This is a genomic window from Mesorhizobium sp. B4-1-1 (genome assembly GCF_006439375.1).
Lineage (GTDB): Bacteria > Pseudomonadota > Alphaproteobacteria > Rhizobiales > Rhizobiaceae > Mesorhizobium.
In genome coordinates this window covers 27,631-49,862 of record NZ_VFTH01000002.1, presented here as the reverse complement: position 1 = coordinate 49,862, position 22,232 = coordinate 27,631, and the positions used below count along the sequence as shown (strand labels likewise).

At 65.1% G+C, this 22,232-nt stretch carries 20 protein-coding genes; 7 read left to right on the top strand and 13 right to left on the bottom strand.

From position 1 onward, the window contains the following. The 10 genes from tssK to tssA form a co-directional block, all read right to left on the bottom strand. Nucleotides 1–1,335, bottom strand: coding sequence for a type VI secretion system baseplate subunit TssK (gene tssK, locus FJW10_RS03105; protein ID WP_140898316.1), 1,335 nt, complete (start codon nt 1,333–1,335; stop codon nt 1–3). Between the two features lie 36 nt (nt 1,336–1,371). Next, complete coding sequence (gene tssJ / locus FJW10_RS03100) at nt 1,372–1,824, bottom strand: type VI secretion system lipoprotein TssJ (protein WP_140898314.1); 453 nt, start codon at nt 1,822–1,824, stop codon at nt 1,372–1,374. Nucleotides 1,825–1,828: 4 nt separating this feature from the next. Continuing rightward, nucleotides 1,829–3,283 (bottom strand): type VI secretion system-associated FHA domain protein TagH, encoded by a 1,455-nt coding sequence (gene tagH / locus FJW10_RS03095; protein ID WP_140898312.1) that lies wholly within the window; start codon nt 3,281–3,283, stop codon nt 1,829–1,831. Beyond that, complete coding sequence (gene tssG, locus FJW10_RS03090) at nt 3,280–4,347, bottom strand: type VI secretion system baseplate subunit TssG (protein ID WP_140898310.1); 1,068 nt, start codon at nt 4,345–4,347, stop codon at nt 3,280–3,282. Before tssG ends, tagH begins: the two co-directional genes overlap by 4 nt. After that, complete coding sequence (tssF, locus tag FJW10_RS03085) at nt 4,311–6,185, bottom strand: type VI secretion system baseplate subunit TssF (protein WP_140898308.1); 1,875 nt, start codon at nt 6,183–6,185, stop codon at nt 4,311–4,313. The genes tssG and tssF overlap by 37 nt, the downstream gene beginning before the upstream one ends. A 1-nt stretch (nt 6,186) precedes the next feature. After that, on the bottom strand, nt 6,187–6,939 hold the full coding sequence (gene tssE / locus FJW10_RS03080; RefSeq protein ID WP_140834178.1) for a type VI secretion system baseplate subunit TssE: 753 nt from the start codon (nt 6,937–6,939) through the stop codon (nt 6,187–6,189). Beyond that, nucleotides 6,926–7,375, bottom strand: a complete 450-nt coding sequence (locus FJW10_RS03075) for an Hcp family type VI secretion system effector (protein WP_181166839.1) — start codon at nt 7,373–7,375, stop codon at nt 6,926–6,928. The genes tssE and FJW10_RS03075 overlap by 14 nt, the downstream gene beginning before the upstream one ends. Nucleotides 7,376–7,439: 64 nt before the next feature. Beyond that, nucleotides 7,440–8,945, bottom strand: a complete 1,506-nt coding sequence (gene tssC, locus FJW10_RS03070; RefSeq protein ID WP_140654756.1) for a type VI secretion system contractile sheath large subunit — start codon at nt 8,943–8,945, stop codon at nt 7,440–7,442. A gap of 3 nt (nt 8,946–8,948) precedes the next feature. After that, nucleotides 8,949–9,485, bottom strand: a complete 537-nt coding sequence (tssB, locus tag FJW10_RS03065; RefSeq protein WP_140898306.1) for a type VI secretion system contractile sheath small subunit — start codon at nt 9,483–9,485, stop codon at nt 8,949–8,951. Nucleotides 9,486–9,491: 6 nt separating this feature from the next. After that, on the bottom strand, nt 9,492–10,661 hold the full coding sequence (gene tssA, locus FJW10_RS03060; protein ID WP_140898304.1) for a type VI secretion system protein TssA: 1,170 nt from the start codon (nt 10,659–10,661) through the stop codon (nt 9,492–9,494). A 336-nt stretch (nt 10,662–10,997) separates the two neighbouring features. Here tssA and tssH point away from each other — a divergent pair, with 336 nt between their 5' ends. After that, nucleotides 10,998–13,805: a type VI secretion system ATPase TssH gene (gene tssH, locus FJW10_RS03055; protein ID WP_140898302.1), complete on the top strand. Its 2,808-nt coding sequence runs from the start codon at nt 10,998–11,000 to the stop codon at nt 13,803–13,805. A gap of 25 nt (nt 13,806–13,830) precedes the next feature. On the opposite strand, the gene FJW10_RS03050 is transcribed toward tssH, so the two are convergent. The 3 genes from FJW10_RS03050 to FJW10_RS03040 form a co-directional block, all read right to left on the bottom strand. Beyond that, nucleotides 13,831–14,565, bottom strand: a complete 735-nt coding sequence (locus FJW10_RS03050; protein ID WP_140643150.1) for an SDR family oxidoreductase — start codon at nt 14,563–14,565, stop codon at nt 13,831–13,833. 25 nt (nt 14,566–14,590) lie between these two features. After that, complete coding sequence (locus FJW10_RS03045) at nt 14,591–15,361, bottom strand: fumarylacetoacetate hydrolase family protein (protein ID WP_181177385.1); 771 nt, start codon at nt 15,359–15,361, stop codon at nt 14,591–14,593. A 109-nt stretch (nt 15,362–15,470) separates the two neighbouring features. Then, nucleotides 15,471–15,920, bottom strand: coding sequence for an Lrp/AsnC family transcriptional regulator (locus FJW10_RS03040; protein WP_140898299.1), 450 nt, complete (start codon nt 15,918–15,920; stop codon nt 15,471–15,473). Between the two features lie 127 nt (nt 15,921–16,047). Here FJW10_RS03040 and FJW10_RS03035 point away from each other — a divergent pair, with 127 nt between their 5' ends. From FJW10_RS03035 to argE, 6 genes are all read left to right on the top strand, one after another. Continuing rightward, nucleotides 16,048–16,368 carry a DUF1330 domain-containing protein gene (locus tag FJW10_RS03035; RefSeq protein ID WP_140898297.1) on the top strand — a complete coding sequence of 107 codons (321 nt, stop codon included), beginning with the start codon at nt 16,048–16,050 and terminating at the stop codon, nt 16,366–16,368. A 245-nt stretch (nt 16,369–16,613) separates the two neighbouring features. After that, the gene (locus FJW10_RS03030) at nt 16,614–17,531 is read left to right on the top strand and encodes an AraC family transcriptional regulator (RefSeq protein ID WP_140898296.1); all 918 of its coding nucleotides are present in this window, start codon (nt 16,614–16,616) and stop codon (nt 17,529–17,531) included. Nucleotides 17,532–17,765: 234 nt separating this feature from the next. Then, entirely contained in the window at nt 17,766–18,785 is a 1,020-nt protein-coding gene (locus tag FJW10_RS03025) for a succinylglutamate desuccinylase/aspartoacylase family protein (RefSeq protein WP_140898295.1), read from the top strand. Between the two features lie 63 nt (nt 18,786–18,848). After that, nucleotides 18,849–19,916, top strand: a complete 1,068-nt coding sequence (locus FJW10_RS03020; protein WP_140898294.1) for a branched-chain amino acid aminotransferase — start codon at nt 18,849–18,851, stop codon at nt 19,914–19,916. A gap of 186 nt (nt 19,917–20,102) precedes the next feature. Beyond that, nucleotides 20,103–20,999 carry an amidohydrolase family protein gene (locus FJW10_RS03015; protein WP_140898293.1) on the top strand — a complete coding sequence of 299 codons (897 nt, stop codon included), beginning with the start codon at nt 20,103–20,105 and terminating at the stop codon, nt 20,997–20,999. A 41-nt stretch (nt 21,000–21,040) separates the two neighbouring features. Continuing rightward, nucleotides 21,041–22,201, top strand: coding sequence for an acetylornithine deacetylase (argE, locus tag FJW10_RS03010; RefSeq protein WP_140898292.1), 1,161 nt, complete (start codon nt 21,041–21,043; stop codon nt 22,199–22,201). The last annotated feature ends 31 nt before the right edge of the window (nt 22,202–22,232 follow it).

Here is a 22,232-nt window from a genome sequence, read left to right as displayed (position 1 = left end):
TCACCTGTTCACCGAATAGCAGTCGACCTGCGGCTCGCTCGGCAGCACACCGGAAACGCCGATGACGAAGCCGGGGGCGTCGAGCAGCGAGGCCCAATGCTCGCTCTTCTGGTCGAGCTCCAGGCACAGCCGGTCGCCGTCATAAGGGATCTCGCGCGGCTGCGAATGAAGCGGTTTCAGCGGAATGCCAGGCAGGCGAGACTTCCACAGGCCTTCGAACTGGTCGGCGGATCCGACCGTCGCCTGGTTGACGAAGATCTTGCGCAGCGCGTCTTCCGAAAGCTCGGAGCCGACGCGGATGACGATGCGGCTGGCGACCAAAAGCTTCGGGTTGTCGATGCGCACCTTCCAGACATTGGTCGCGTGCCGCATGACCGGCAGCGCGCGCGATTTCGGCTCGATGTAGCGCAGGCTGAGGATGAGCGAACGCAAGGCGTCGGCCAGCGCCATATAGGCGGGGCCGGGCGCCATGTGGTCGTAGGGCGGCAATTCGCCGAGCCGCCGCGAGCTCGAGCCGTAGGTCGCCATCTCGCCGGCGAGGCCGGCAAGTTCGAGATACAGCTCGGCCGGATGGAAGACATCCTGGGCCAGCATATGGGCAAGGCGTGGCCGCGCGGCGTTGGCCAAGTGCAGCATCAAAAGGTCCTCGACGCTGCGCCCGGCCCCGCCCATCACCATCTTGCCATGCGCCTCGGCGATCTGGTCGAGGCCGGTGACGACCTCCTGCAGCAATTGCCGATACCAGTGGACGGCGCCGGTGATCAGCGTCGGCGGCAGGAAGGCCTGGTCGAGCGAGACGCCGCCGTCGGCGCGCACGCCCGTGATGTCGGCGACCGGCAGCGCGGTGTAGCCGCCGACCGATTTGCCGGGCGCCAGCAGCACCGCTTGCGGTCGGGCGATTTCGATTTCCTCGGGATCGGCGCCGCCCTGCACGGCATCGCGCACCGGGACGATCTTGCCGTGGTAGCGCGCGCCCGTCGATGCAGCATGCGCCGGATCGAATCCGACGCCGCCGGGCGGCTCGAGCGGCAACGCCACCAGCACCGGCCCGGCGCCGGTGTCGGCCGTGACCGGCAGCGGCTTCGGCGCGTCCATCAGTTCCGGGATGGAGAAGGGCGTGCCGTCCGGGAAGATGCCCCGGGCGGACACGATCGAGACCTGGCCGGCATCGAGCAGCGACTGGTCGAGCGTCAGCTGCTGGAATCCGAACGTATGGAGCTGGCCGGCCTGCAAGGCGCCGCGCACCATCCCCTCGAAGAACCGGTCCTGCTGCTGGAAGTGCTGGGTCCTGAGAAACAGGCCCTCGGACCACAGCACCCTGTTTGCGTCGCTCATGCCACTGCTCTCTGCACTGCCGTGCTTGTCTTGCCGTCAGGCGGAAATGCCGCCCTTGCCGAGGCTGACGTTGATGGTGAATTTCGAGCCCGGCGACACCGACTTGGTCGTGCGCCAGTTGCGTCCGCCAGGCTCGCGGATCAGCGCCACGAAGCCGAGCGCGGTGGCGTTCGGCTCGACCGTGATGGTCTTGGCCGCCGTTTTGCCCGGCGCGACCGAGATCGTGTCGGAGCCGATGAGGTCGGCCCCGAGCGCCGAGCCCGCATCGCCCTGCAGCGCGAAATAGTCGGCCGAGTTGAACTTGCCGGTGCTGGCAAGCCGCATTACCAGTACCGTCACCGGCCGGTCGCCGCCGCCCGGTCCCGGATTCATGCCGGCGCCGCCGGTCACGTTGACCGAGATGACCGATGGTTTCGGCGGGCCGCTCTGGCAAGCCGCAAGCAGCCCCGTCGCGCCGATGGCGACGATGAATTCACGTCTGTCGATCATGTCCCTACTCCTCTTCATATGCATCCCTGAAGTCTGCGCCGATCTCGCCCAGGAAGCTCGATTCCGCGCTCTGGGCGATGTCGCGATGGCGTTTCTGGTAAAGTTCCCACAGCTTGGCATTGCGCCCGCCGGCGAGCAGATTGCCGATCGCGGAATTGGACTTGAGCTCTTCTTCGATCGCGGCCGGATCGAAACGGTCGATCATGCGTCGCAGCGCCGCCTGCACGCCGCGCCAGGCGCGCACGTGATGCTGCGCGAGGTCCTTGACCGCGTCGCCGATCGCCGCCTCGCCGGAGAGAAAGCCGGGGCTGCGTTCCGCGATGATGGTGACGATGACATCCTCGACCGTCGGCAGGAATTTGAGCGGGTTGACCTCGGAGGCGCCGACCATGGTCTGGGCGACACGCGCGCTTCCCTTCTCTTCGGCGCGCTTGCGCAGGAGCTGCATCAGGCCATCGAGCATCAGCCGGTATTCCCGCCCGAACTTTTCCATTTCGGCAATCGCATCGCGCCCGGGAAAATCGGCCTCCTCGACGCCCATGCCGCGCAGGAACGCGGCGCGCAACGCTATCTCGCTGGACGCCGGTTGCGCCGGACGTGATGGCTTGGGCACCGGAACAGGGCGAGGTGGTGGCGCTGAGGGGTCGGCCGCCTGCGCCGGTATCTCCCATGGACGGGCCGCCTTCGGCTTCTCAGCGGGCCGCCCGTCGCGACCGGTTGCGTCGGCGCTGCTGCCGGAAGCGGGCGTCGCGGCTGGCCCGAAGCTGAAATCGTCGAAGCCGGACGGTTTCGGCGCGGGCTCGGGCATATCGTTGCGCGATGGCATCTCCCCGAAGCCGAAGGGGTCCGCTTGGGCGGCGTCAGGCTCTTCGCTCGAGGCCGGCGTCGCCACCGGATCGAGGCTGAACGGGTCGTCGAAGGCGGGCGAGCTGCGCTGGTTCGCGGCGCGATCGTAAGCCCCGGGCACAGGCTGTTCGAACGGATCGGGCAGCCCTGCCGGGCGCGGCCGCTGCGGCTCTTCCTCGACTTTGGCCGAGAAGAAATCGTCGCCGCCGATGCTGGGGGGCGTCCGCGATTGCGGCGGCGACCATGCCGGCCCGGCGTTGGCGACCGGCGCCTGACCGATCGAGGTGTGGCCAGCGCTGGGCTGCACCTCGACATGCAGCACATAGTCGCCCAGGCGCAGCCGCATGCCGCTTTGCAGGCGCGTCGACCTGCCGGTGCCGAGCGGGCTGTCGGAATCGTCGATGAACAATCCGCTGCTCGACGTGTCGGTGACGAAGTAGCCGTCGCGGCCGCCGCTGATCTTGCAGTGGGCGCGTGAGACGAACATGTCCGGATCGTCGATCTGCCAGCCGGCATCGGCGCTGCGGCCGATCACCAACTCGCCCTCGTCCAGCCGGGTCTGCCTGACCACCTGCGAGCGCGGGCCTTGTTCCAGGGTCAGCAGCAGGCTCATGCGGCCGCCTCCGCCATTTCCGGCCGCCAGCCGACGATGGTGCGCAACCTGAGATCGTCGGCGTCCCCCTTCTCGGCGGGCCGCGAAAGCCAGGAGGTTCGGCCAAGCTGGATGGTTCCCATCTTCGGCGAAGGCACGGCTTCACGCGCGAGCACGATCCTGAGATCGACATCGAGCGCTTCGCCGATCATGTCGCGCACTGCTTTCTTGAACAGGGCAAGGCGCCGTTCTCCGGGCAGGAAGGATTTGAAGTCGTCGAGACTCAGCGGTCCGACGCGCAATTCGATCCGGCTCTGCCGGCTGAAGACGCGCGGCCCGATCGTCGCGCCGCCGCCGATCGTCGCATAGGCCTTGCCGATACGGCTCTGCAGCGCCGCCGGAATGGTGATCCAGGCGGCGACGAATTCCTTGATCCGCACCGGCACCTTGAAGGCGGTGGCGAGAAACAGCGTCAGCCGCTCCGCGCCGTCGACCTGGTTTGCCAGCGATCCGGCCTGGCGCAGCCGCACCGTGTCGAGCTCGGGATCCTGCGTGCCGGGAAGGCCGATCCCGGCCATGGCTTCCAGCATGGCGCGGACGCGCCCGCCGACCGAACGTTCGACCTGCACCGCCGGATGCGCGTCCGCCCACGCGCGGTAATAGAGCGCGATCATGCGATGCTGCAGGATGTTGACGAAGTCGACGAAGGTCGTGTCGCTGGTCTGCTCGGCATCGGCGCCGGTGAACCAGCGCTGCGACAGTCGGTCGAGCACCCAGCGCGTCAGATGCAGCGGCATCGGCCCTTCCGGCCCGAGCAGGCCGAGATTGGCGACGGTCACCCGCGCCGGAGCCTTTTCGCCCACATCCTGGAATTTGATCACGTCCCGCGCCGAGAAGCTGAGGCGCACATGCTGGCCGATCCTTGCCGGCTCACGGTCCGCGGTTCCGGAATGCCCGAACAGGCCGCGCCGCTGCTCCAGGCGGCGCAGCAGCTCGAAGAAATCGTACCCCTCCGACAGCGGCTCCGCTCCGGTTGGGGCCAGCCGCGCTAGATCAGGTAGCGATTGCCGGGCGTCATCGGCCATGGCACATCCTCCTGCTTCTGCAGCAACCGCGTACGCGTCCGTACGAAACCATTTATCCCGGCATGGCGGGCGAACAACCGCGCAAGCAGGGCCGAAAGCAGCAGCGTGCTCTGGCCCGCCAGCACCGACTGGTCGACATGCAGCGTCACCTCGGTGCCGCGGCCGAAACACATCGGCCCGTCGATCTTGAGCCGCTCGATCACCGGCCGCGAGTCGATGCGGGTGATCGAATGCACGTTGCGGGCAAGGCTCGGATCGCCGCGATCGGCGTAGAGGTCGAGCAAGGCATGCAGCGGATCGACGCCGCGACCTTCCTTGGCGAGGCTGAGGAAATTGAGCGAGAGCTGCGCCACCAGCCGCCAGGCGAGATTGTCGGCGCGGGATTCGCCTTCGGCACCGGCCGGCAGCGCTGCCGGGATCGCCGGCTGCGGCGGCCGCAGCGCGCCGAGCAGCCGCACCGCTTCCACCGGATCGGCGGTCTCCAGCGTCAGCGCCGGCGTGTCGTCCAGGATCGGCAGGTCGCGGTTGGTGCAGAGCGCCATCACGTCGAGCCGTTTCAGCGGCCGGTTGGGCTGGCTTCCGGCCGGACGCGAGACGGCGAGGAACACGTCGTCGCCTGTGTAAGAGGTGCGGGTCAGGCCGTCGCGCCGCTCGTCCTCCGTGGCCCGGCGGGGGCGTCGCTCCGTGGAATAGACCCAGCCGCTGCCGCGGTTCTGCCCCAGGCTGAACAATTCCGGGATTATCGCCTCGCTGCCTTCAGCGTCGGCGTCTTCCACCCGGGTGACCCGGAAAATCTCGAAGTCGCGCGCCCGGGTGCGGTCGGCATGCAGCACCTGGCGCGTCCGGCGCGGGTCGATCTCGATGACGTTGCACTCGCGTTCGAAGAGATTGATGATCGGCGTTGCGAACAGCTCGAAATCGGCCACCGCCACATCGGCGAGTTCCGGCACCGGACGCCGGAACAGGAAGATGATCTCTATTGCCCCATCGCACTTGCGCACCACTGGCTGCAGGCCGGCGACGCGCACATAGTGGAAGCGCTCGGGGATCAGGAAATATTCGCGCAGCAGCCGGTATCCCTCGAAGGTCGGGCGGGTGCGCGGCATCAGCGCTTCATCGTCGCTTATGCCGATCATTTCGGGCTCGGGCAGCGCCGTGAGCGGATTGGTCTTGCCTTCCGCCCGCGCGCCGACGGCCGAGCAGGCGCCGAAGATCGCGTCGAAGAGGAGCGGCGCCTTGGTGCGCCCGGCGAAGTAGAGATCGAGCCGGTCGAGCGACAATTCGCTGAGCTTGCCCTTCCCGGTCCGGGTAAGCGCGATGCGGAATGCCGCTTCGCCGCGCACGCCGCCAACCGGCGCGATGCCGGCGGCGGCCAGCGCGCTGCGGTCCTGGAAATAGCTGACCGAATTGATCGCGATCGGCCACAGCGTGACCTCTTGCGCGGTGGTGAAGGTTGAGCGCGTCGAGAGCCCTGGATGCAAGCCGGAGACCAGCCGCGTGCCGCGCGCCACGGCATGGCCGGCGATCATCGACTGCACCTGCTGTCCGGGTTTCAGCACGGCCATCGCGGTCGCCGGCGCCGGCGTCACCAGGTCCGGATAGAGCACGTCGAGCACGGCGCGCGAAAAGCGCGAGCGCTCGGCGTCGACCTTGAGCCGCGTGCGCGCGGCAAGAAAGGCCACGCCGTCGAGCAGCCGTTCGACATAGGGATCGGGGCAGGGAACGGTGTCGAGGGAAAGGTTGCGGGCGACTGCCGGATGCATGTCGGCGAATTCCGCGGCCAGCGCGCGGATATGCGTCAGTTCCTCTTCGTAATACTCCACGAAGACCCGATCCATCTCAGGTCTCCCGGAATTCGGTTCGCGCCAGGCCGTTGTCGAGATTGATCGTGGTGCGCAGCCGCATGCGTTCCGGCGTCGGCGTCATGATCAGCACGGCGTCGATCTCGATCTTGAGGCCGACGGTCTTGTCGCCAAGCGTGACGTTGACGGTCGTGGCGCTTTCCTTGAGGCGCGGCTCGAAAGTGGCGAGCACCGCGCGGATCTCGCGCGCCAGCGTGTCGCGGTCGAAATCCCGCGACGAGCGGCCGGAAAACGACGGTACGCCGTAGTTGACGACGCTGCGGCGCACCTCCGGAAAGTCGGCGAGCGGCGGCAGCTCATCCAGCGGCTGTTCGTGCTCGGCGTCGGAAAGCATCGGTGCGGACTCGAAACGCTCGGTGTTGAACAAAGCCTCGATATCGCGCCGGACCGCTTCCCTGAGCACGCGCGCCGACACCACCACGCCGCGGCTTTCGATCTCTGTGCGATGTTCGGTCTGGAAGACCAGTCTGTGCAGTCGTCGTTTCTGCTCGGATGTCAGTTCGGCATCGGCATCGATGACGCGCGCGCTGCCGGCAAGAAGAGCCTCGACGCGCTCGGCGCCGAGTTCTTCTTCCAGCAGACGGCGCAGCCCGTCGATCTCCGACGTCAGCCCGGGCAAGTCGTTGACGAGGCGGTCCCAGAGGGAGGGCTGGACCGCCTCGCGCTTTGCCCGCGAACTGCCGGCAAGCTGCGCTTTCGCGCCAGGCCGCTTGGCCTCACTTGCCGACATAGACGTCCATTTCGATCTCGTCGTCCTTGTCGTAGACGAACTTGATCTTCTTGTAGGCGAAGCTGACTTCTTCCTCGATCAGGTCCGCCTCGTCGTGGGCCTGCCGCATGTCGTATTCCATGACGGAGGCGTCGGTGAGCGTCACGACCAGATAGTCGCTGGTCTCGCCGTCAATGGTGCGGCGGGCCGAAAACACCACTTCGTCCAGCGCCTTGTTCTCGAACAGCGCCTTCTTCAGGTAGGGCGACGACTTGTCGTAGTGCTTGAAGAATTTGATCATTCCCATCGACACGCGGCCGCGCCGCGACAGCGAATTGGGATCGTAAGGCGCGATCATCTTGTAATCGACGCCATGGATCTCGATTTCGTCCTCATGGCCGTCGCGCTTGCTCGGGCCCTTGATATCCGGGACTTTCAGGAAGCCGTCGATCTTCATCGAAGGCGCATCGGCTCTATCAGGCATTGTCTTTCTCCACCGCTAACAGATGACTTTGCGATTTTCAGCCCTTCACAGACGGCAATTCCGACACCAGCCGGAGCGAGGCGTTGATGCCTTCCAGCTGGTAGTGCGGACGCAGATAGAAACGGGCATTGTAGTAGCCGGGCCGGCCTTCGACGCTGTCGACCTGGACCTCGGCCGCGGCAAGCGGGCGCTTGGCGCGCGCCTTGTCGTCGGCAAAGGCAGGGTTGGCCAGCACGTACCGGTTGATCCATTCGGTCAACCAGGTCTCCATGTCGGTGCGTTCCTTGAACGAGCCGATCTTGTCGCGCGCGATCGCCTTGAGGTAGTGCGCGAAGCGCGAGACCGGGAAGAGGTAGGGCAGGTTGGCGCTCAGCCGTTCGTTCGACTGGGCGTCGGGGTCGACCAGCCGCCCGGCGCGGGTCTCGTCGTCCTGCAGCGAATGCGCGCCGATGAAGGCCGCGAGATCGGTGTTCTTGCGGTGCAGGATCGGCATCAGGCCGAGCTTCGCCAGTTCCGCCTCGCGCCGGTCGTCTATGGCGACTTCCGTCGGGCATTTCATCGCGATCGACCCGTCGTCGGTCGGGAAGGCGTGCACCGGCAGGTTGAGCACCGTGCCGCCGTTCTCGACGCCGCGGATCTGCGTTCCCCAGCCATAGAGCTTGTGGCTGCGGTTGATGTTCACGCCCATCGGGAAGGCGGCATTCATCCAGACATATTTGTTGTGGTCGCCGCCCACCTCTTCCTCGAAGGTGAAGCCCTTCACCGGAACGGTTTCAGAGCCATAGGGCAGGCGCGCCAGAACCCGCGGCATGGTAAGGCCGATGTAGCGGGCATCCTCGCTTTCGCGCAGCGATTGCCATGAGGCATAGGCCGGGTTGTTCACGATCATCTGCAGATCCTGCGGGTTCGGCAGTTCCTGCCAGCTGTCCATGCGGAACAGCCGTGGCGAGGCGGCGGCGATGAACGGCGTATGCGCCGAGGCGCAGACGCCGGAAATGTTGCGCAGCAACCCGACGTCGCGCGGATGGTTGGAGAATTCATAGGCGCCGATGATGCAGCCGATCGGCTCGCCGCCCAGCATCGAATACTCGTCCGTGTAGACCTTCTTGAAGATCGGGCTCTGGTCCCACATCTGGCCTTCATAATCTTCGAGCGTGTCGGCCAGCTGCTCCTTGGAGATGTTCATCACCCGGATCTTCAGCTTGGTGTCCGTCTCGGTGTTGTTGATCAGGTACCAGAGGCCACGCCACGTGCCTTCCATCTCGCGCACTTCCGGCGCGTGCAGGATCTCGTTGACCTGCGTCGTCAGCATCTTGTCGATGCCGGCGATCAGCGACTTGATCGACTTGATCGCATTGGACGAGATGGTCGTGGTCTCGGAGCGCGATTGCGCGGCAAGCGCCAGGTTGCGCACCAATTGTTGCAGCTTCTCGCTGTCGTCCTTCTTGACCTTGAAATCCTTTTCAAGGAGGCCGCTGAATTCGCCAAGGTCTATGGCTTCCGCCTCGGCGGTGGCGGCTGCGGTCTTTTGCTGTTCGGCCATGACTTACTCCTCGCCCTTGCCGTCATCCATCGCCTGGCTGGCGATCTTGCTCAGCAGCGGCTCGTTGTTCAGAAGCTGCGCTATGCGCTTTTCCGCGTCGACGCGGCCGTCCATGAAGCCAAGCAACTCCTCGAGCTGACGGCGCATCTTCAGGATCTCGGCCAGTTGCGGGACCTGCTCGGCGATCTTGTCGGGCGCGAAGTCGCCCATCTTGGAGAAGGTGAGATCGACCATGAGCTCTTCGTCCCGCTCCTGGCCCTCGGCCTGCGGCAGGGTGTTCTTCACCCGCGCCTTCACCCGCGGCCCCATCGCTTCCATGAATTTCGGGAAGCGGTTGGCGTCGGTTTCGACGAAGTTGCGGTCAAGCACCGACTTCGCCGCTTCCTTGGTCTGCGAAGCGCCCGAAAGGTCGGCCATCACAGCCATGACGAACGGCAGTTCGATCGTCGTCGGGCTGCCGTAGGTTTCAACGTCGTAGGCGATCTGCACGCGCGGCGCGCGGTTTCTTTCGATGACCTTCGCTTTGCTCTCTGCTGGCATGCTTTTCTACCTTTCATCCTTCTGAGCCGGCTTCTTGGGATCGGGGACGCCGGCAAGCTGCCGGAACTCCTTCAGCCCCGACGGGGCGAGATCTTCCATCAGTTCCACAAAATCCATGTGCACCATCCGGCGCACGCGCCGGGCGAGATGCGGGATGGGGCTGGACGGTTCGGTGCGGTCGTAGAAAGCGACCACGAGGTCGAGGCATTTGACGACCTCGTCGCGCGAGTTGATCCGGTCCGGCAGACCGGCGCCCGCGTCCACAGGGTTTGCCACACTTGCCATCGTCTCGGCTCCATGACCGTTGCGGGCGGGCATTGCTGGTTCCGCCGCCTGCGGAGCGGGCTTCGCGGCGCCGTTCGCCGTGGCGCCGCCACCGGAATTCCGCTCCAGCGTCGTCAGCAAACGCTGCAGGAACTTCTTCAATTCCGGGACGGTGGCGCCATGGCCTTCGATGCGGGCGTTGAGTGCGGCGTCCACCGCCTCAAGCGCGGCGATCGCGGCACGCGCGTCGGCCAGCAGCGACGTCATTACATCCGCTGCTTGATCGATTTGCGCCGCGCATCCGGTGCGCACTCGGTTCAACAATTGGTTGTGGGCGCTCGTCAGCGCCGCCTTTTCGGCGGTCCCGAGGCCAGAGGCTGCTTCCTGGAGCATGACGCGTTCGTCGAGCGCAGCCTGTTCCAGGTCCCGGCCGCTGATCGGCCCGATCGCGCGCGGGGAGAAGAAGGCCACCTGCCTGAGGTTCGCCAGCAAGCCTTCTTGGCCGTTTTGCAGATCGAGCAGCGCGTTGATGCGGCGTAAGGCAGCTTCGCGCGGCGCGCCCGTCCGCAGCGACGGATGCATCGTGTCCCAGTACTGCTCGAAGGTTCGCGCAATCAACGTCAGCCCCTGGGCGAGGCCGGCCAGCCCTTCCTCGTTGGCCAAGGCCCGCGCGACGATGACCAGCAGGCGCAGGTCCCGGCCGCGGGTGCGCAACTCTTCGGCCCTTTCGAGCACCGCCGCCCAGTCGACTGGACTGGACTGCGACGCGGGCTTGCTGTTGCCGTCATGGACAACCTTGAGCTGAGGCTCGGTCAGGCGCTCCAGCTCGTGAAAGGCCGGGTCGTTGCGCAAGTCCTCTCCCGACGGATTCGCACCGTTCAGAGGATTCAGCCAGAGTGCGAGATCAATCACACCAACCCCCAGCCAGCGGCCCTGAGACCCCTATGTGACGTAACGTTATCACCGGCCTCACGCGACGACAATTGAGCACCTGCGCAAAAACTAACGGAAGCTAAACGCGACCGCTTTTTCTTTGGCCAAACCCATTGCGCGATTGCCGGACCCGGTATGTGAAATGGCTCGCATAGCCCGGGCAGCAATCCGGTGTTTGTTGCAGCGAGTTTGCAGGGCTTGTGTAACCGGGCGGTGCCGCCTGGATGGATTCAAACGCCCCTATCCGTCACACGGCTTTGTCAAGCAGCCGCTTATATGGCAGGGTACGGTTGGCAGGTTGCGGGAGCAGGTTCGATGGAACAGCGCCGGTCATCGCAGAGCTTCAAGCGTAAGGAACTGGTTGCCAAGCTCAACGCCACGGGGGTGCGCGCCTTCAAGGCCGCGGCCGACACGGCCAAGCTGCGCGGCAATCCTTATGTCGAGCTTGTCCATTTCATCCAGCAACTGGTGCTGTCCGAGCGCTCGGATGTGCAGATGATCGTCGCCGACGCCGGTATCGATGCCAGCCGGCTGACGGCCGACATGACCCGCGCCATCGACAAGCTGCCCTACGGCGCCACTTCGGTGGAGGAATTCTCCGACCACATCTTCCACGCCATCCAGGAAGGATGGAACCTGGCGACGCTGGAGTTCGGCGTCGAAGAGGTGCGCAGCGCCCATATCCTGCTTGCCTGCCTGAAGACGCCGGTGCTGGAAGGCCTGGTGTCCAAGATCAGCGCCGAATTCGACAAGATCGACGCGGACGGTGTCGTTTCCCGCTTCGCCGATGTCACCGAAGGCTCTCTCGAAGCCGGCTCACCGCCCGCCGCGGCCGCTACCGAGACGCCGATGAAGCGCGGTCCGGGCGGGGATTCGGCGCTGGCGAAATACGCAACCGACCTCACCCAACGCGCCCGCGACGGCAAGATCGACCCTGTCGTCGGCCGCGATCCGGAGATCAGGCAGATCGTCGATATCTTGATGCGACGTCGGCAAAACAACCCGATCCTGACCGGCGAGGCGGGCGTCGGCAAGACGGCGGCGGTCGAGGGTTTTGCGCTGCGCATCGCCCAGGGCGACGTGCCGCCGACATTGCAGAACGTCAGCGTGCGCATGCTCGATGTCGGGCTGATGCAGGCGGGCGCCAGCGTCAAGGGCGAGTTCGAAAAGCGGCTGAAGGCGGTCATCGACGAGGTCCAGGCTTCCGAGGTGCCGATCATCCTGTTCATCGACGAGGCGCACACGCTGATCGGCGCCGGCGGCGCGGCCGGCACCGGCGACGCCGCCAATCTGTTGAAGCCGGCATTGGCGCGCGGCGAGCTTCGCACCATCGCCGCCACGACCTGGGCCGAATACAAGCAGCACATCGAGAAGGACCCGGCGCTGACCCGCCGTTTCCAGGTGGTCAAGATCGATGAGCCCTCGGAAGCCGTGGCCGTGCTGATGCTGCGCGGCGTTGCCGGCGTCCTGGAGCAGCATCACAAGGTGCAGATCCTGGACGAGGCAATCGAGGCGGCGGTCTCGCTTTCGCACCGCTACATCCCGGCAAGGCAATTGCCGGACAAGGCGGTCAGCCTGCTCGACACCGCCTGCGCTCGCGTCGCGGTCTCGCAACATGCGACGCCGGCCGAGGTCGAGGACATCCTGCGCCGCCGCCAGGCGCTCGAGGTCGAGAGCGGCATCATCGGTCGCGAGGCGGCGATCGGCATCGAGGTCGCCGACCGGCGGGCTCGCGTCGATGCCGGATTGGCCGAAACCGAGACCAGTTTGGCCGCTGCCCAGGCGCGCTGGGACCGGGAAAAGGCCTTGGTGGCCGAGATACTCGACCTGCGCGCAAAACTGCGCGGCGAGGGCGTGCCGCTCGACGAGGCTGCGGTTGAAGAGGCCGCCGCGGAGACGGGGAGCGTCGAGGGCGCGGCAAAGGCGCCCGAGCAAAAGGCGCCCGACGGCAAGGCTGCCGGTTCGAAGAAGGCCAAGGCCTCGAAAGCCAAGGCTGCAAAGGCCGAAACAGCTTCCGCCGAGCCGGCGGATGAAGCCGCCGCCGATCTCGCGCGGCTGCGCGAACTGATGGCCGAGCTTGCCGACGCGCAGGGCGAGACGCCGCTGATCCTGCCGTCGGTCGACCGCAATGCGGTTGCCGCCGTGGTGCAGGATTGGACCGGCATCCCGACCGGACGCATGCTCTCCAGCCAGACCGAGAAGGCGCTCAAGCTCGCCGCGACCCTGTCCGAGCGCGTGGTTGGCCAGGACCACGCTATGGAAATGATCGCCAAGCGCGTTCAGACCAGCCGCGCCGGTCTTGGCGCGCCGGAAAAACCGGTCGGCGTGTTCCTGCTTTGCGGCCCCTCCGGCGTCGGCAAGACCGAGACCGCGCTGGCGCTGGCCGAGACGCTTTACGGCGGCGAGCAGAACCTGATCTCGATCAATATGTCCGAATTCCAGGAAGCGCACACCGTCTCGACACTGAAGGGCGCGCCGCCCGGCTATGTCGGCTACGGCAAGGGCGGCATTCTGACCGAGGCGGTGCGCAGGAAACCCTATTCGGTGATCCTGCTCGACGAGGTCGAGAAGGCGCATCCGGACGTGCACGAGATCTTCTTCCAGGTCTTCGACAAGGGTATGATGGACGACAGCGAAGGCCGGCGCATCGACTTCAAGAACACGCTGATCCTGCTGACGTCGAATGTCGGCTCCGACGTCATCATGGACCGCACGAAGAATGGCACGGTCCGGACCGGCATCGACGATCTCGACACCGCGCTGCGCGCCCCGTTGCTGAAGGTGTTCCCGGCGGCCTTTCTCGGCCGGGTGGTCACCATTCCCTACTATCCGCTGTCGGATGCGATGATCGAGGCGATCGCCAGGCACCAGTTCGGCAAGATCGCCAGGCGCCTCAAGGCAACCAACGATGCCGAGCTGGTCATCGGCGACGGCGTGATGGACCTGGTCAAGGCGCGCTGCACCGAGATCGAATCCGGCGGGCGCATGATCGACGCCATCCTCACCAACACGCTGCTGCCGGAACTCAGCCGCGGCGTGCTCAACCGCTCGCTCGAGGGCAAGAAGATGGCGAAAGTCACCGTCGGCGCGTCGGCGGAAGGATTTACCTACTCGTTCGAATAAACCTTCATGGCGAGTGAAGCCGCCCTCAGATGGACCACAGCGCGCCGCCGTCGCAGGCGACGGCCTGGCCGGTGATGTAGGAGGCGCGGTCGGAGGCGAGGAAGGCGGCCAGCGCCGCGAACTCTTCGGGACGGCCGATGCGCTTGGCGGGTATGGCCTGGCTCACCTTTTCCAGGTCGAGCTTCGCGTCCGCCAGTCTCTCCGTCAGCGTATAACCCGGCATCAGCGCGTTGAAGGTGATGCCGTTGGCGCCCTCTTCCTTGCTCAGCGTGTTGATCAGTCCGTGGATGCCGGCGCGCAGCGAGTTGGAGAGCGCGAAGCGGTTGATCGGCTCCTTCGCGGCGATGGAGGTCACGAACAGCACGCGGCCCCATTTCTTCTCGCGCATCGAAGGCAGCACCGCCCGCACGATCTCCACCGCGCTCATGAACAGATTGTCGAAGGCGGCGCGCCATTGCTCGATCGTGATCTCGTCGAAGGGCGCGGTGGGCGGGCCGCCGGTGTTGACCACCACGATGTCCGGCGCGCCCAGCGTCGCCTTGGCCCGCTCTACAAGTTCCGTCGCCGCACCCGGCTTCGCGAGGTCGCAGACGAGCGCCGTCGCGCCGATCTCGCGGGCGGTCTGCTCCAGCGCCGCCGCGGTGCGGGCGCAGATCGCCACGCGCGCGCCTTCGTCCAGCAATTCCTTGGCCACGGCGCGGCCTAATCCTTTCGAAGCGCCCAGCACGAGCGCGTTCCTGCCCTTCAATCCAAGATCCATCCGTCCTCTCCGATGATGCCGCGCCTCAGGCGCCGCTGACCTCGACGCTGCCAAGGCCGGCAATGTCGAACCGATAGGAAAAAGCCTTGTCGGGGAAACGCGTGCGCACGATGCTGCCCGTCATGACGATGTCGCCCGCCTTCATGCCCCTACCGGAAGCGCCCAGATGGTCGGCCAGCCAGGCCAGCGGCTCATAAGGGTGACCGAGCGCATCGGCGCCGACCCCTCTGCCGATCTCGACGCCGTCCTGGTAGACGATCGCCTCGACTTTCTCCAGCGCTGCGGGCGGGGCGACGAAATTGCCCAGCACCACGCCGGCGTTCCAGGAATTGTCGGCGACCAGCGAGCGTACGTCCAGCACCGAATAATCGGCATGGCGATCGTCCACCACCTCGACCGCCGGGCAGACGCCGTCGACCGCCGCGGCGACCTCGTCGCGCGTGTAGGGTGCGGCGCGCGGCGCGAGATCGCGGCCGAGCCGGGCGCAGATCTCGAATTCCAGGCCGAGATGGCCGTAGCCTGTCAGCGAGAGCTTCGCTCCGCTATGCATCACCCGCCGCCCGAAAACGGCGCCGGCGACGGGATGGTCGATGCCGCACATGCTCTGCATGCTGTGCGAGGTCAGGCCGATCTTGTAACCGGCTATGCGATCGCCGCCGATAATCGCCCCGACATAGGCATCCTGCACTTTGTAGGCGGAGACGAGATCCGGCAATCCCTCGATCGTCACGAACCGGGTGTTGTCCTGATGGCCGCGCACCAGCGCCTGGGCAGCTTCAACGATATCGAATGCCATGTCGGATCCCTCCATTTCCGTTCGACAATTTGCTCAACGATTGCCGGACCAACGCGTGACAGGCCATCGACCTGAGGGGCGATATCGCTTGCACCAAGATTTCTCCGGCCTAGAGATTGGTCTCGTCGGGGTTGAGCACCACCATCGTCGACGTCTCGGCCACCGATGGGATCGATTGCAGCACGTTGCTGATGAATTCGCGAAGCGCCGCGATGTCCTTCACCCAGACCCGCAGCAGGTAGTCGATGTTTCCCGTCACCAGCAGGCATTCGGTGATCTCCGGATGTTTCGCTACTTCGTCCAGAAACTGGCCGGCACCTTCGGGGCCTTGCTGCCCCAGGCGCACGGAAACCATCACGCAGACACCGAGGCCCAGCGCCGCCGGATCGATCCGCGCCGCATACCCCTGGATCACGCCCATCTCCTCGAGCCTCTTCAGCCGGCGCGCGCAGGGCGTGGGCGAAAGGCCGACACGCTCGGCCAGCTCCACCGTCGAGATGCGGCCGTCCTGCCGCAGCTCGCGCAGGATGCGATGGTCGATACCGTCCAGTGCGATCATGGCGCTTTCAGCTAAAATTTCCCCCAACCTTGGTGACTATGCGCGAAAAGTTGGCGATGACAAACGAAATTTATCGTGAATACGCTTTGATAAAGCGATAAGCTCGATCGAAAATAAGGAGGAGGCCATGGCCGCTTATATGATCTGCACGATGAGGGTCCACGACCCCGAAACCTACAAGAAGTACACCGCGCTCACCCCTGCCACGTTGAAGAAGTATGGCGGGAAGTTCCTGACGCGGGGCGATCCAGTGACCACATGCGAGGGCGAGACCTTCACCGATCGGATGGTCATCCTCGAATTTCCGGACGAGGCCACGGCCCAGAAATGGTACAACGACACCGACTATCAGGCGGCGTCGAAGTTCCGCCGCGCCTCTTCCGACCGCGGACGGATGATCCTGCAGCAGGGACGCAGCGAAAGCGCCGCTCCCGACCCGCTCGTCTGAGCGGGCCAAGCCGTTGAGCCGGCAAAGTGCGTCCTTAATGCATGTCGCCCAGAAGTGTGCAGCGGTTCTGGGACAACGACATGCATAAAAATAAAAACTTAGAGTGCGATCCGGGGAACGCATCTTGCGATCCCCGGAAAAGTTCATGCTACAAACGCGAGCGGAACAGTGCGAGTTTTGCTTGAAACGCCGACCCGCTTCAGGTCGAACTTGCGAGGCAGAATTTGGCTCGTTGGAGGCCGGTCATGAGGGCGGAGGATTTGCAGGTCGCGCGGGAAGCGTATGAGAATTATGCGGAATTCTACCGCAAATCTTCCTACTCCGCCTTTCCCCAGCAGCATCGCACCATCCAGGGCACCGGGCGGTCCAGCATGATACTGGTCGAGCAGGGCAGGCATGAGCTTGCAGACCCGGCCGTGGAGGAAGTCGTCATATCGACGCCCCTGTCGGCACCGGCCTGTTCCTACGACTGGAACATGGGGGCCGGGTGGGCAGGGGGAAAGTCCCGCACCGGGGACCTCATCATCGTACCGCCCAACGTCGAGAGCCGCTGGCGCGTCGGCGGCCCCCGCAAGCTGGTCATACTGGCGGTGCCGGTCGGCCATGTTCGGGGCTTGCTTGGCCCGGAATGTCCCGACGACCTGTCATCGGCGCTCGAGCCGCTTTCCGGCTCCACCGCGCCCAACGCCGTGGTGAGCACGCTTCTTGAGCAGCTTTGGACGCTCGGCGATCCGGAAGGCCCGCTGGGTCGCATGCTGGCAGACAGCATGGTGCTTGCGCTGATCTGCCAGGTTCTCATCCTTGCGAGAGCCGGGACCCCGCATCCGGCCTCCGGCGCCTTCTCCCCGCGGGAATGGCGGCGTGTCTGCGACTATATCGACGCTCATCTGCAGGAGGAAATCGCGCTGGCGGACCTCGCCCATTTGGCCGGGTGGAGCGTGCGGCATTTCACACGCATGTTCCGCCAGTCCACGGGCCAGACCCCGCACAATTTCATTGTGCTGAGGCGCGTCGATCGCGCAAAGGACTTGCTGAGGAAACAGAAGCTGCAGCTGGCCGACGTCGCGCTCACCTGCGGTTTCGCCGACCAGAGTCATTTTACGACCTGTTTCCGCAAGGCTACCGGCCTGACCCCGCTGCGCTGGCGGCGCGAGCTTGTGTGAATGGATGGCCCGGCCCGGACCGGCGCCGGCCATGGCCGATCTGCGAAAGATCAATGCATGTCTCCCGAAAGTGGGAACCGGTTTCGGGACAAAGACATGCATAGAATCAATAACTAAAGCGCATGGAGCGAATCTGAAGGATCGCGACGCGCTTTAGGCCCTATCGCGCAAGACTTGCCTTTCCCGCTCGCGCTAGGCTCGCCAGTCGATGCGGATGAAGCCTGGAGAGATGCGATGAGCGACGACAAGTCCATGATCGGAACGAATATCGATTTCGATCGCGACGGTCTGCAGACAGGCACGCTGCGTTTGCCGCATTCAGTACATCGCTCCGCCTATGGCCACATCGCCATCCCCATCGCGGTCGCGAAGAACGGCGAAGGGCCGACGGTCCTTTTGACCGGCGGCGTCCATGGCGACGAATATGAGGGTCCGATCGCGCTGGCCCGGCTTGTTCGCGAGCTCGACCTTTCCCGGCTTTCGGGAAGGCTGGTCGTCGTCCCGGCGGTCAACTATCCCGCCTTTGTCGCCGGCACCCGCACCTCGCCCATCGACGACATCAACCTAAACCGCACCTTTCCGGGCAAGCGCAACGGAACGGCGACGGAGATGATCGCCCATTACGTGACCACCGAGTTGTTGCCGCGCTCGGACTATCTGGTCGATTTCCACGCCGGCGGCAGCTCGCTGCAATACCTGCCGACGCTGCTCGCGCCGCGCTGGTCCGATCCCGCGCAGAAGCAGCGCCTGGAAGAGTTCATCGACGCCTTCGATCCGCCGAACGTGGTGTATTTCGACAGCATCAGGGCATTGAGCGGCGAAGACCGCGTCATCGGCAACTATGCGCACCAGAACAATGTCTTCTTCGTCACCGGAGAGTTCGGCGGGGGGTCGACGGTCAATATCGAAGGGCTGGCCGTCGTGGAGAACGGCCTGCGCTCGGTGCTGTCGCATCTGAAGGTGCTGGCGCCCGCGGCATCCTTGCCGAAGCGCCGCGGCAAGGTCCGCCGGCTGGTGATGGACGATCCGGACCTCTATGCCTTTGCTTCACGCCGGGGTTTCTTCGAGCCGCGCTTCGCGCTCGGCGACGATGTGCCGGCCGGCGCGCTTGCCGGTCTGATCTACGATCTGGACAATCCGTGGGCCGAGCCGGTGCCCGTCCATTTCAGGCACGGCGGTTTCGCCGTCTGCATCCGCACCTTCTCGCTGGTGGAAGCCGGTGACTGCCTCGGTCACCTGGCGTCTCCCGCCTGAACGGCACCTCGGGTTGCGCGTGCACGGCCTGCCGCCCTCATCGACAATCAGGATATCCATAGCATGCATGACATTCCCGTCACGCGCGCCGCGGCGCGCAAGCCCATCCCGCAAGACCTCAAGGCGAGCTTCGGCGACTACTTCTCCGACCATATGTTCCAGATGGAGTACACGGAAGGACGTGGCTGGCACGATCCCCGCATCGTGCCGTTCGGCCCGCTGCAGCTCCACCCCTCATCCTCCGTCATCCAATATGCCCAGTCGATCTTCGACGGGTCCAAGGGCTATCGCCGCGAAGACGGCTCGATCCATCTCTTCCGGCCGCAGGCCCATATCGCGCGTCTCAACCGCAGCGCGGGCGAGTTGTGCATGCCGGCGGTCGACCCCGACCTCGTGCTTGCGGCGATGCGCAAGCTGATCGATCTCGATCGCGACTGGGTGCCGGCCAAGCGTGGCAACGCCATCTATGTGCGCCAGACCATGGTGGGAACCGAGGGCTACATGGTGGTGCGGCCTTCCAGGACCTATACCTATCTCATCTTCCTCTGTCCCGTCGGCTCCTATTATTCGGAGGGCGCGGGTCCGGTCCGCATCCTCGTCTCGGAGACGCGCGTGCGCGCGGCCAAGGGCGCGATCGGCTCGGCCAAGGCCGGCGCCAACTATGCCGCCAGCCTCAAGGTGGGCCGCGAGGCCGCCGCCGCGGGCTTCAGCCAGGTGCTGTGGCTGGACAGCGTCCAGCGCCACTACCTGGAGGAGGTCGGCACCATGAACATCATGGTGAAGATCGGCGGCCGCATCCGCACGCCGCCATTGAGCGATTCGATCCTGCCCGGCATCACGCGCGACAGCGTGCTCGCGCTCATGCGCGACTGGGGCATGGAGGTGGCCGAGGCGCCCATCGACATCGAGGACGTGATGACGGCGTCGAGGGCCGGTACGCTGGAGGAGATGTGGGGCGTGGGCACCGCTGCCGTGATCTCCCCGGTGGGCGAGCTCGCCTGGCGCGACGAAAAGATCGTCGTCAACGGCGGCCAGACGGGGCCGGTCGCGGCGAAACTGTTCGAGCACCTGACGGGGCTGCATGCCGGGACCGTGCCCGACAGCCATGGCTGGTCCGTCGCCGTGGACTGAGATGGATGCCGGTGGAGTCCTTCCTGCAAAATCCTGTCCTGAAGAGACAATACCGGCATTTGTGTTGCAATCACTATGACTGCTTGGGTTACAGGCCGGACACGAACGGTTAGCATGCGGGTTCCGGTAAGGAGTCGTGAACGCTGACATCCCCGGTCTGACCGTATCCCCACACCGGGAGTATACATGTATTCGGGACCGATCATCGATCCGCACCATCACCTGTGGGACCTTTCCATGGGCAAGCATCCATGGTTGCTGCCCACGGACCCTTCGGTGCAGGCGGTGGCCGGTCTTTCCGAGATTGCCACGGACTATCTCGTGGACGACTATGTGCGCGATTCCCGGGGCCACAACATCGTCGCCACGGTCCATATAGAGGCGTTGTGGGCCGGCGATCCCGTGGGGGAGACCCGCTGGCTGGAAACCCTGGACAAGTCGAAAGGCGTGGCCTCGCGTTACGTCGGCGGCGCTTCGCTGGGCAAGCCGGAAGCGGCAGACGCCATCGCAAGACAGGCGGCGTTCGACCGGTTGACCGGCATCCGGGGCATTTTGAGCTGGCACCCGGATCCCAAGAAATGCTTCGTGACCGACCCCGAACTCGGGCGCAATCCGCAGTGGCGCCGCGATATCGCGCGGCTGCAGGAACATGGGCTCAACCTCGAGCTTATGATGTATCCCTACCAGGCCGGCGTCGTGCGGGAGATCGCCGAGGCGCTTCCCGGCCTGCAGATCATCATCAATCATTGCGGCAGCCCGATCGATCGCGATCCGGAAGGCATGCAGCACTGGCGCGACGGCCTGAAGCACATCTCCGCTAGTTCGAACATCGCCATAAAGATATCGAACCCGGGCGCCTATGATCGCAACTGGACGCTGGAAAGCGTGCGCGACGTCGCCATGCATTGCATCGACTGTTTCGGTACCGAGCGCAGCATGTTCGGCACGGATTATCCGGTCTCGAAGATCCAGATGAGCTTCGACCAGATCTACGACACCTTCAAGAAGATCGCGGCCGTCCTGTCGCCACAGGAGCAATCGCAATTGTTCCACGACAACGCCAAGCGCTTCTACCGGCTTTGATCGGTAATCGCCGCGCCGAACCGGACGGACCAGGACAGACAATGGCACATTCCTCCGCAATCGAACTCTTGAGCCGGCTGGTCGGGTTCGACACCGTCAGCAGCCGGTCGAATCTGGAGGCGATCGACTTCGTCAAGGCCTACCTTGCCGGCTTCGGAGTGGAGAGCGTCGTCATTCCCGACGCGACGGGCACCAAGGCCAACCTGTTCGCCACGATCGGGCCGGCCGACCGGCCGGGTTATGTGCTGAGCGGCCATACCGACGTCGTCCCGGTCGACGGACAGGAGTGGTCGCGCGACCCGTTCAACATGTGGCGCGACGGCGACAGGCTCTACGGGCGCGGTACCTCGGACATGAAGGGTTTCGTCGCCTGCGCGCTGGCCGGCGTGCCCGCCATGCTGAAGGAGCCGCTTGCCGCGCCCATCCATCTTGCCTTGTCCTATGACGAAGAGGTCGGGTGCCTGGGCGTCCACGGCATCATCGAACACATGGCGAAGACCCTGCCGCCGCAACTCGCCGTCTTCGTCGGCGAGCCGACCGGCATGGGCGTGGTTGGCGGTCACAAGGGAAGCGCCGGCCTGCTGACGACCGTGACAGGCAAGGCCTGCCACTCGTCGCGCCCCGACCTTGGCGTGAACGCCATCTTCCATGCCATGGACCTTATGGGAGAATTGCGCTCCTACGCGAACGACCTTCGTTCGGCCCCCGAGGCGGACTCGCCGTTCGAGCTGCCATACACGACGGTGAGCGTCGGCGTCGTCCAGGGCGGCACGGCACGCAACGCCATACCCGGCGACTGCGCCTTCCAGTGGGATATCCGCGCTACTCGCGGCGGTGTCGTGGAGACGCTGGTCGAAAGGTTCCGGGCATTCAGCGACGGCAAGGTCGTTCCGGCCATGAAGGAAGGCTTCGCCGGCTCCGCCGTGGTGACCAATATCGCCTATGACGTTCCGCCATTTGTCCTCGATGCGGGCTCGCACGCCGAAACGCTCGCCAAGCGTTTTGCCGGCCGCAACGAGGTGACGACCGTGAACTATGGATCCGAGGCCGGCATCTTCCAGTCCGCCGGCATGTCGACCATCGTCTGCGGCCCGGGGCGCGACAGCGAGGCGCACATAACCGACGAATGGATCACCGTCGAGCAGCTCGAACGTTGTTTCGGCTTCATCGACCGGCTGATTGACCATGCGCGTCATGCCTGAGAGGGCATGCCGTGGAACTGAACATCGCAAA

Coding starts and splice junctions, on each gene's coding strand:
- tssB (WP_140898306.1), bottom strand. CDS start 9,485: ATGCCAGCAGAGAGCAAAGCGAAGGTCATCGAAAGAAACCGCGCGCCG.
- FJW10_RS03050 (WP_140643150.1), bottom strand. CDS start 14,565: ATGGATCTTGGATTGAAGGGCAGGAACGCGCTCGTGCTGGGCGCTTCG.
- tssC (WP_140654756.1), bottom strand. CDS start 8,945: ATGGCCGAACAGCAAAAGACCGCAGCCGCCACCGCCGAGGCGGAAGCC.
- tssE (WP_140834178.1), bottom strand. CDS start 6,939: ATGTCGGCAAGTGAGGCCAAGCGGCCTGGCGCGAAAGCGCAGCTTGCC.
- tssH (WP_140898302.1), top strand. CDS start 10,998: ATGGAACAGCGCCGGTCATCGCAGAGCTTCAAGCGTAAGGAACTGGTT.
- FJW10_RS03045 (WP_181177385.1), bottom strand. CDS start 15,361: ATGGCATTCGATATCGTTGAAGCTGCCCAGGCGCTGGTGCGCGGCCAT.
- FJW10_RS03015 (WP_140898293.1), top strand. CDS start 20,103: ATGTATTCGGGACCGATCATCGATCCGCACCATCACCTGTGGGACCTT.
- tssK (WP_140898316.1), bottom strand. CDS start 1,335: ATGAGCGACGCAAACAGGGTGCTGTGGTCCGAGGGCCTGTTTCTCAGG.
- FJW10_RS03075 (WP_181166839.1), bottom strand. CDS start 7,375: ATGAAGATCGACGGCTTCCTGAAAGTCCCGGATATCAAGGGCCCGAGC.
- tssG (WP_140898310.1), bottom strand. CDS start 4,347: ATGGCCGATGACGCCCGGCAATCGCTACCTGATCTAGCGCGGCTGGCC.
- tssF (WP_140898308.1), bottom strand. CDS start 6,185: ATGGATCGGGTCTTCGTGGAGTATTACGAAGAGGAACTGACGCATATC.
- argE (WP_140898292.1), top strand. CDS start 21,041: ATGGCACATTCCTCCGCAATCGAACTCTTGAGCCGGCTGGTCGGGTTC.
- FJW10_RS03030 (WP_140898296.1), top strand. CDS start 16,614: ATGAGGGCGGAGGATTTGCAGGTCGCGCGGGAAGCGTATGAGAATTAT.
- FJW10_RS03020 (WP_140898294.1), top strand. CDS start 18,849: ATGCATGACATTCCCGTCACGCGCGCCGCGGCGCGCAAGCCCATCCCG.
- FJW10_RS03035 (WP_140898297.1), top strand. CDS start 16,048: ATGGCCGCTTATATGATCTGCACGATGAGGGTCCACGACCCCGAAACC.
- tssJ (WP_140898314.1), bottom strand. CDS start 1,824: ATGATCGACAGACGTGAATTCATCGTCGCCATCGGCGCGACGGGGCTG.
- FJW10_RS03040 (WP_140898299.1), bottom strand. CDS start 15,920: ATGATCGCACTGGACGGTATCGACCATCGCATCCTGCGCGAGCTGCGG.
- FJW10_RS03025 (WP_140898295.1), top strand. CDS start 17,766: ATGAGCGACGACAAGTCCATGATCGGAACGAATATCGATTTCGATCGC.
- tagH (WP_140898312.1), bottom strand. CDS start 3,283: ATGAGCCTGCTGCTGACCCTGGAACAAGGCCCGCGCTCGCAGGTGGTC.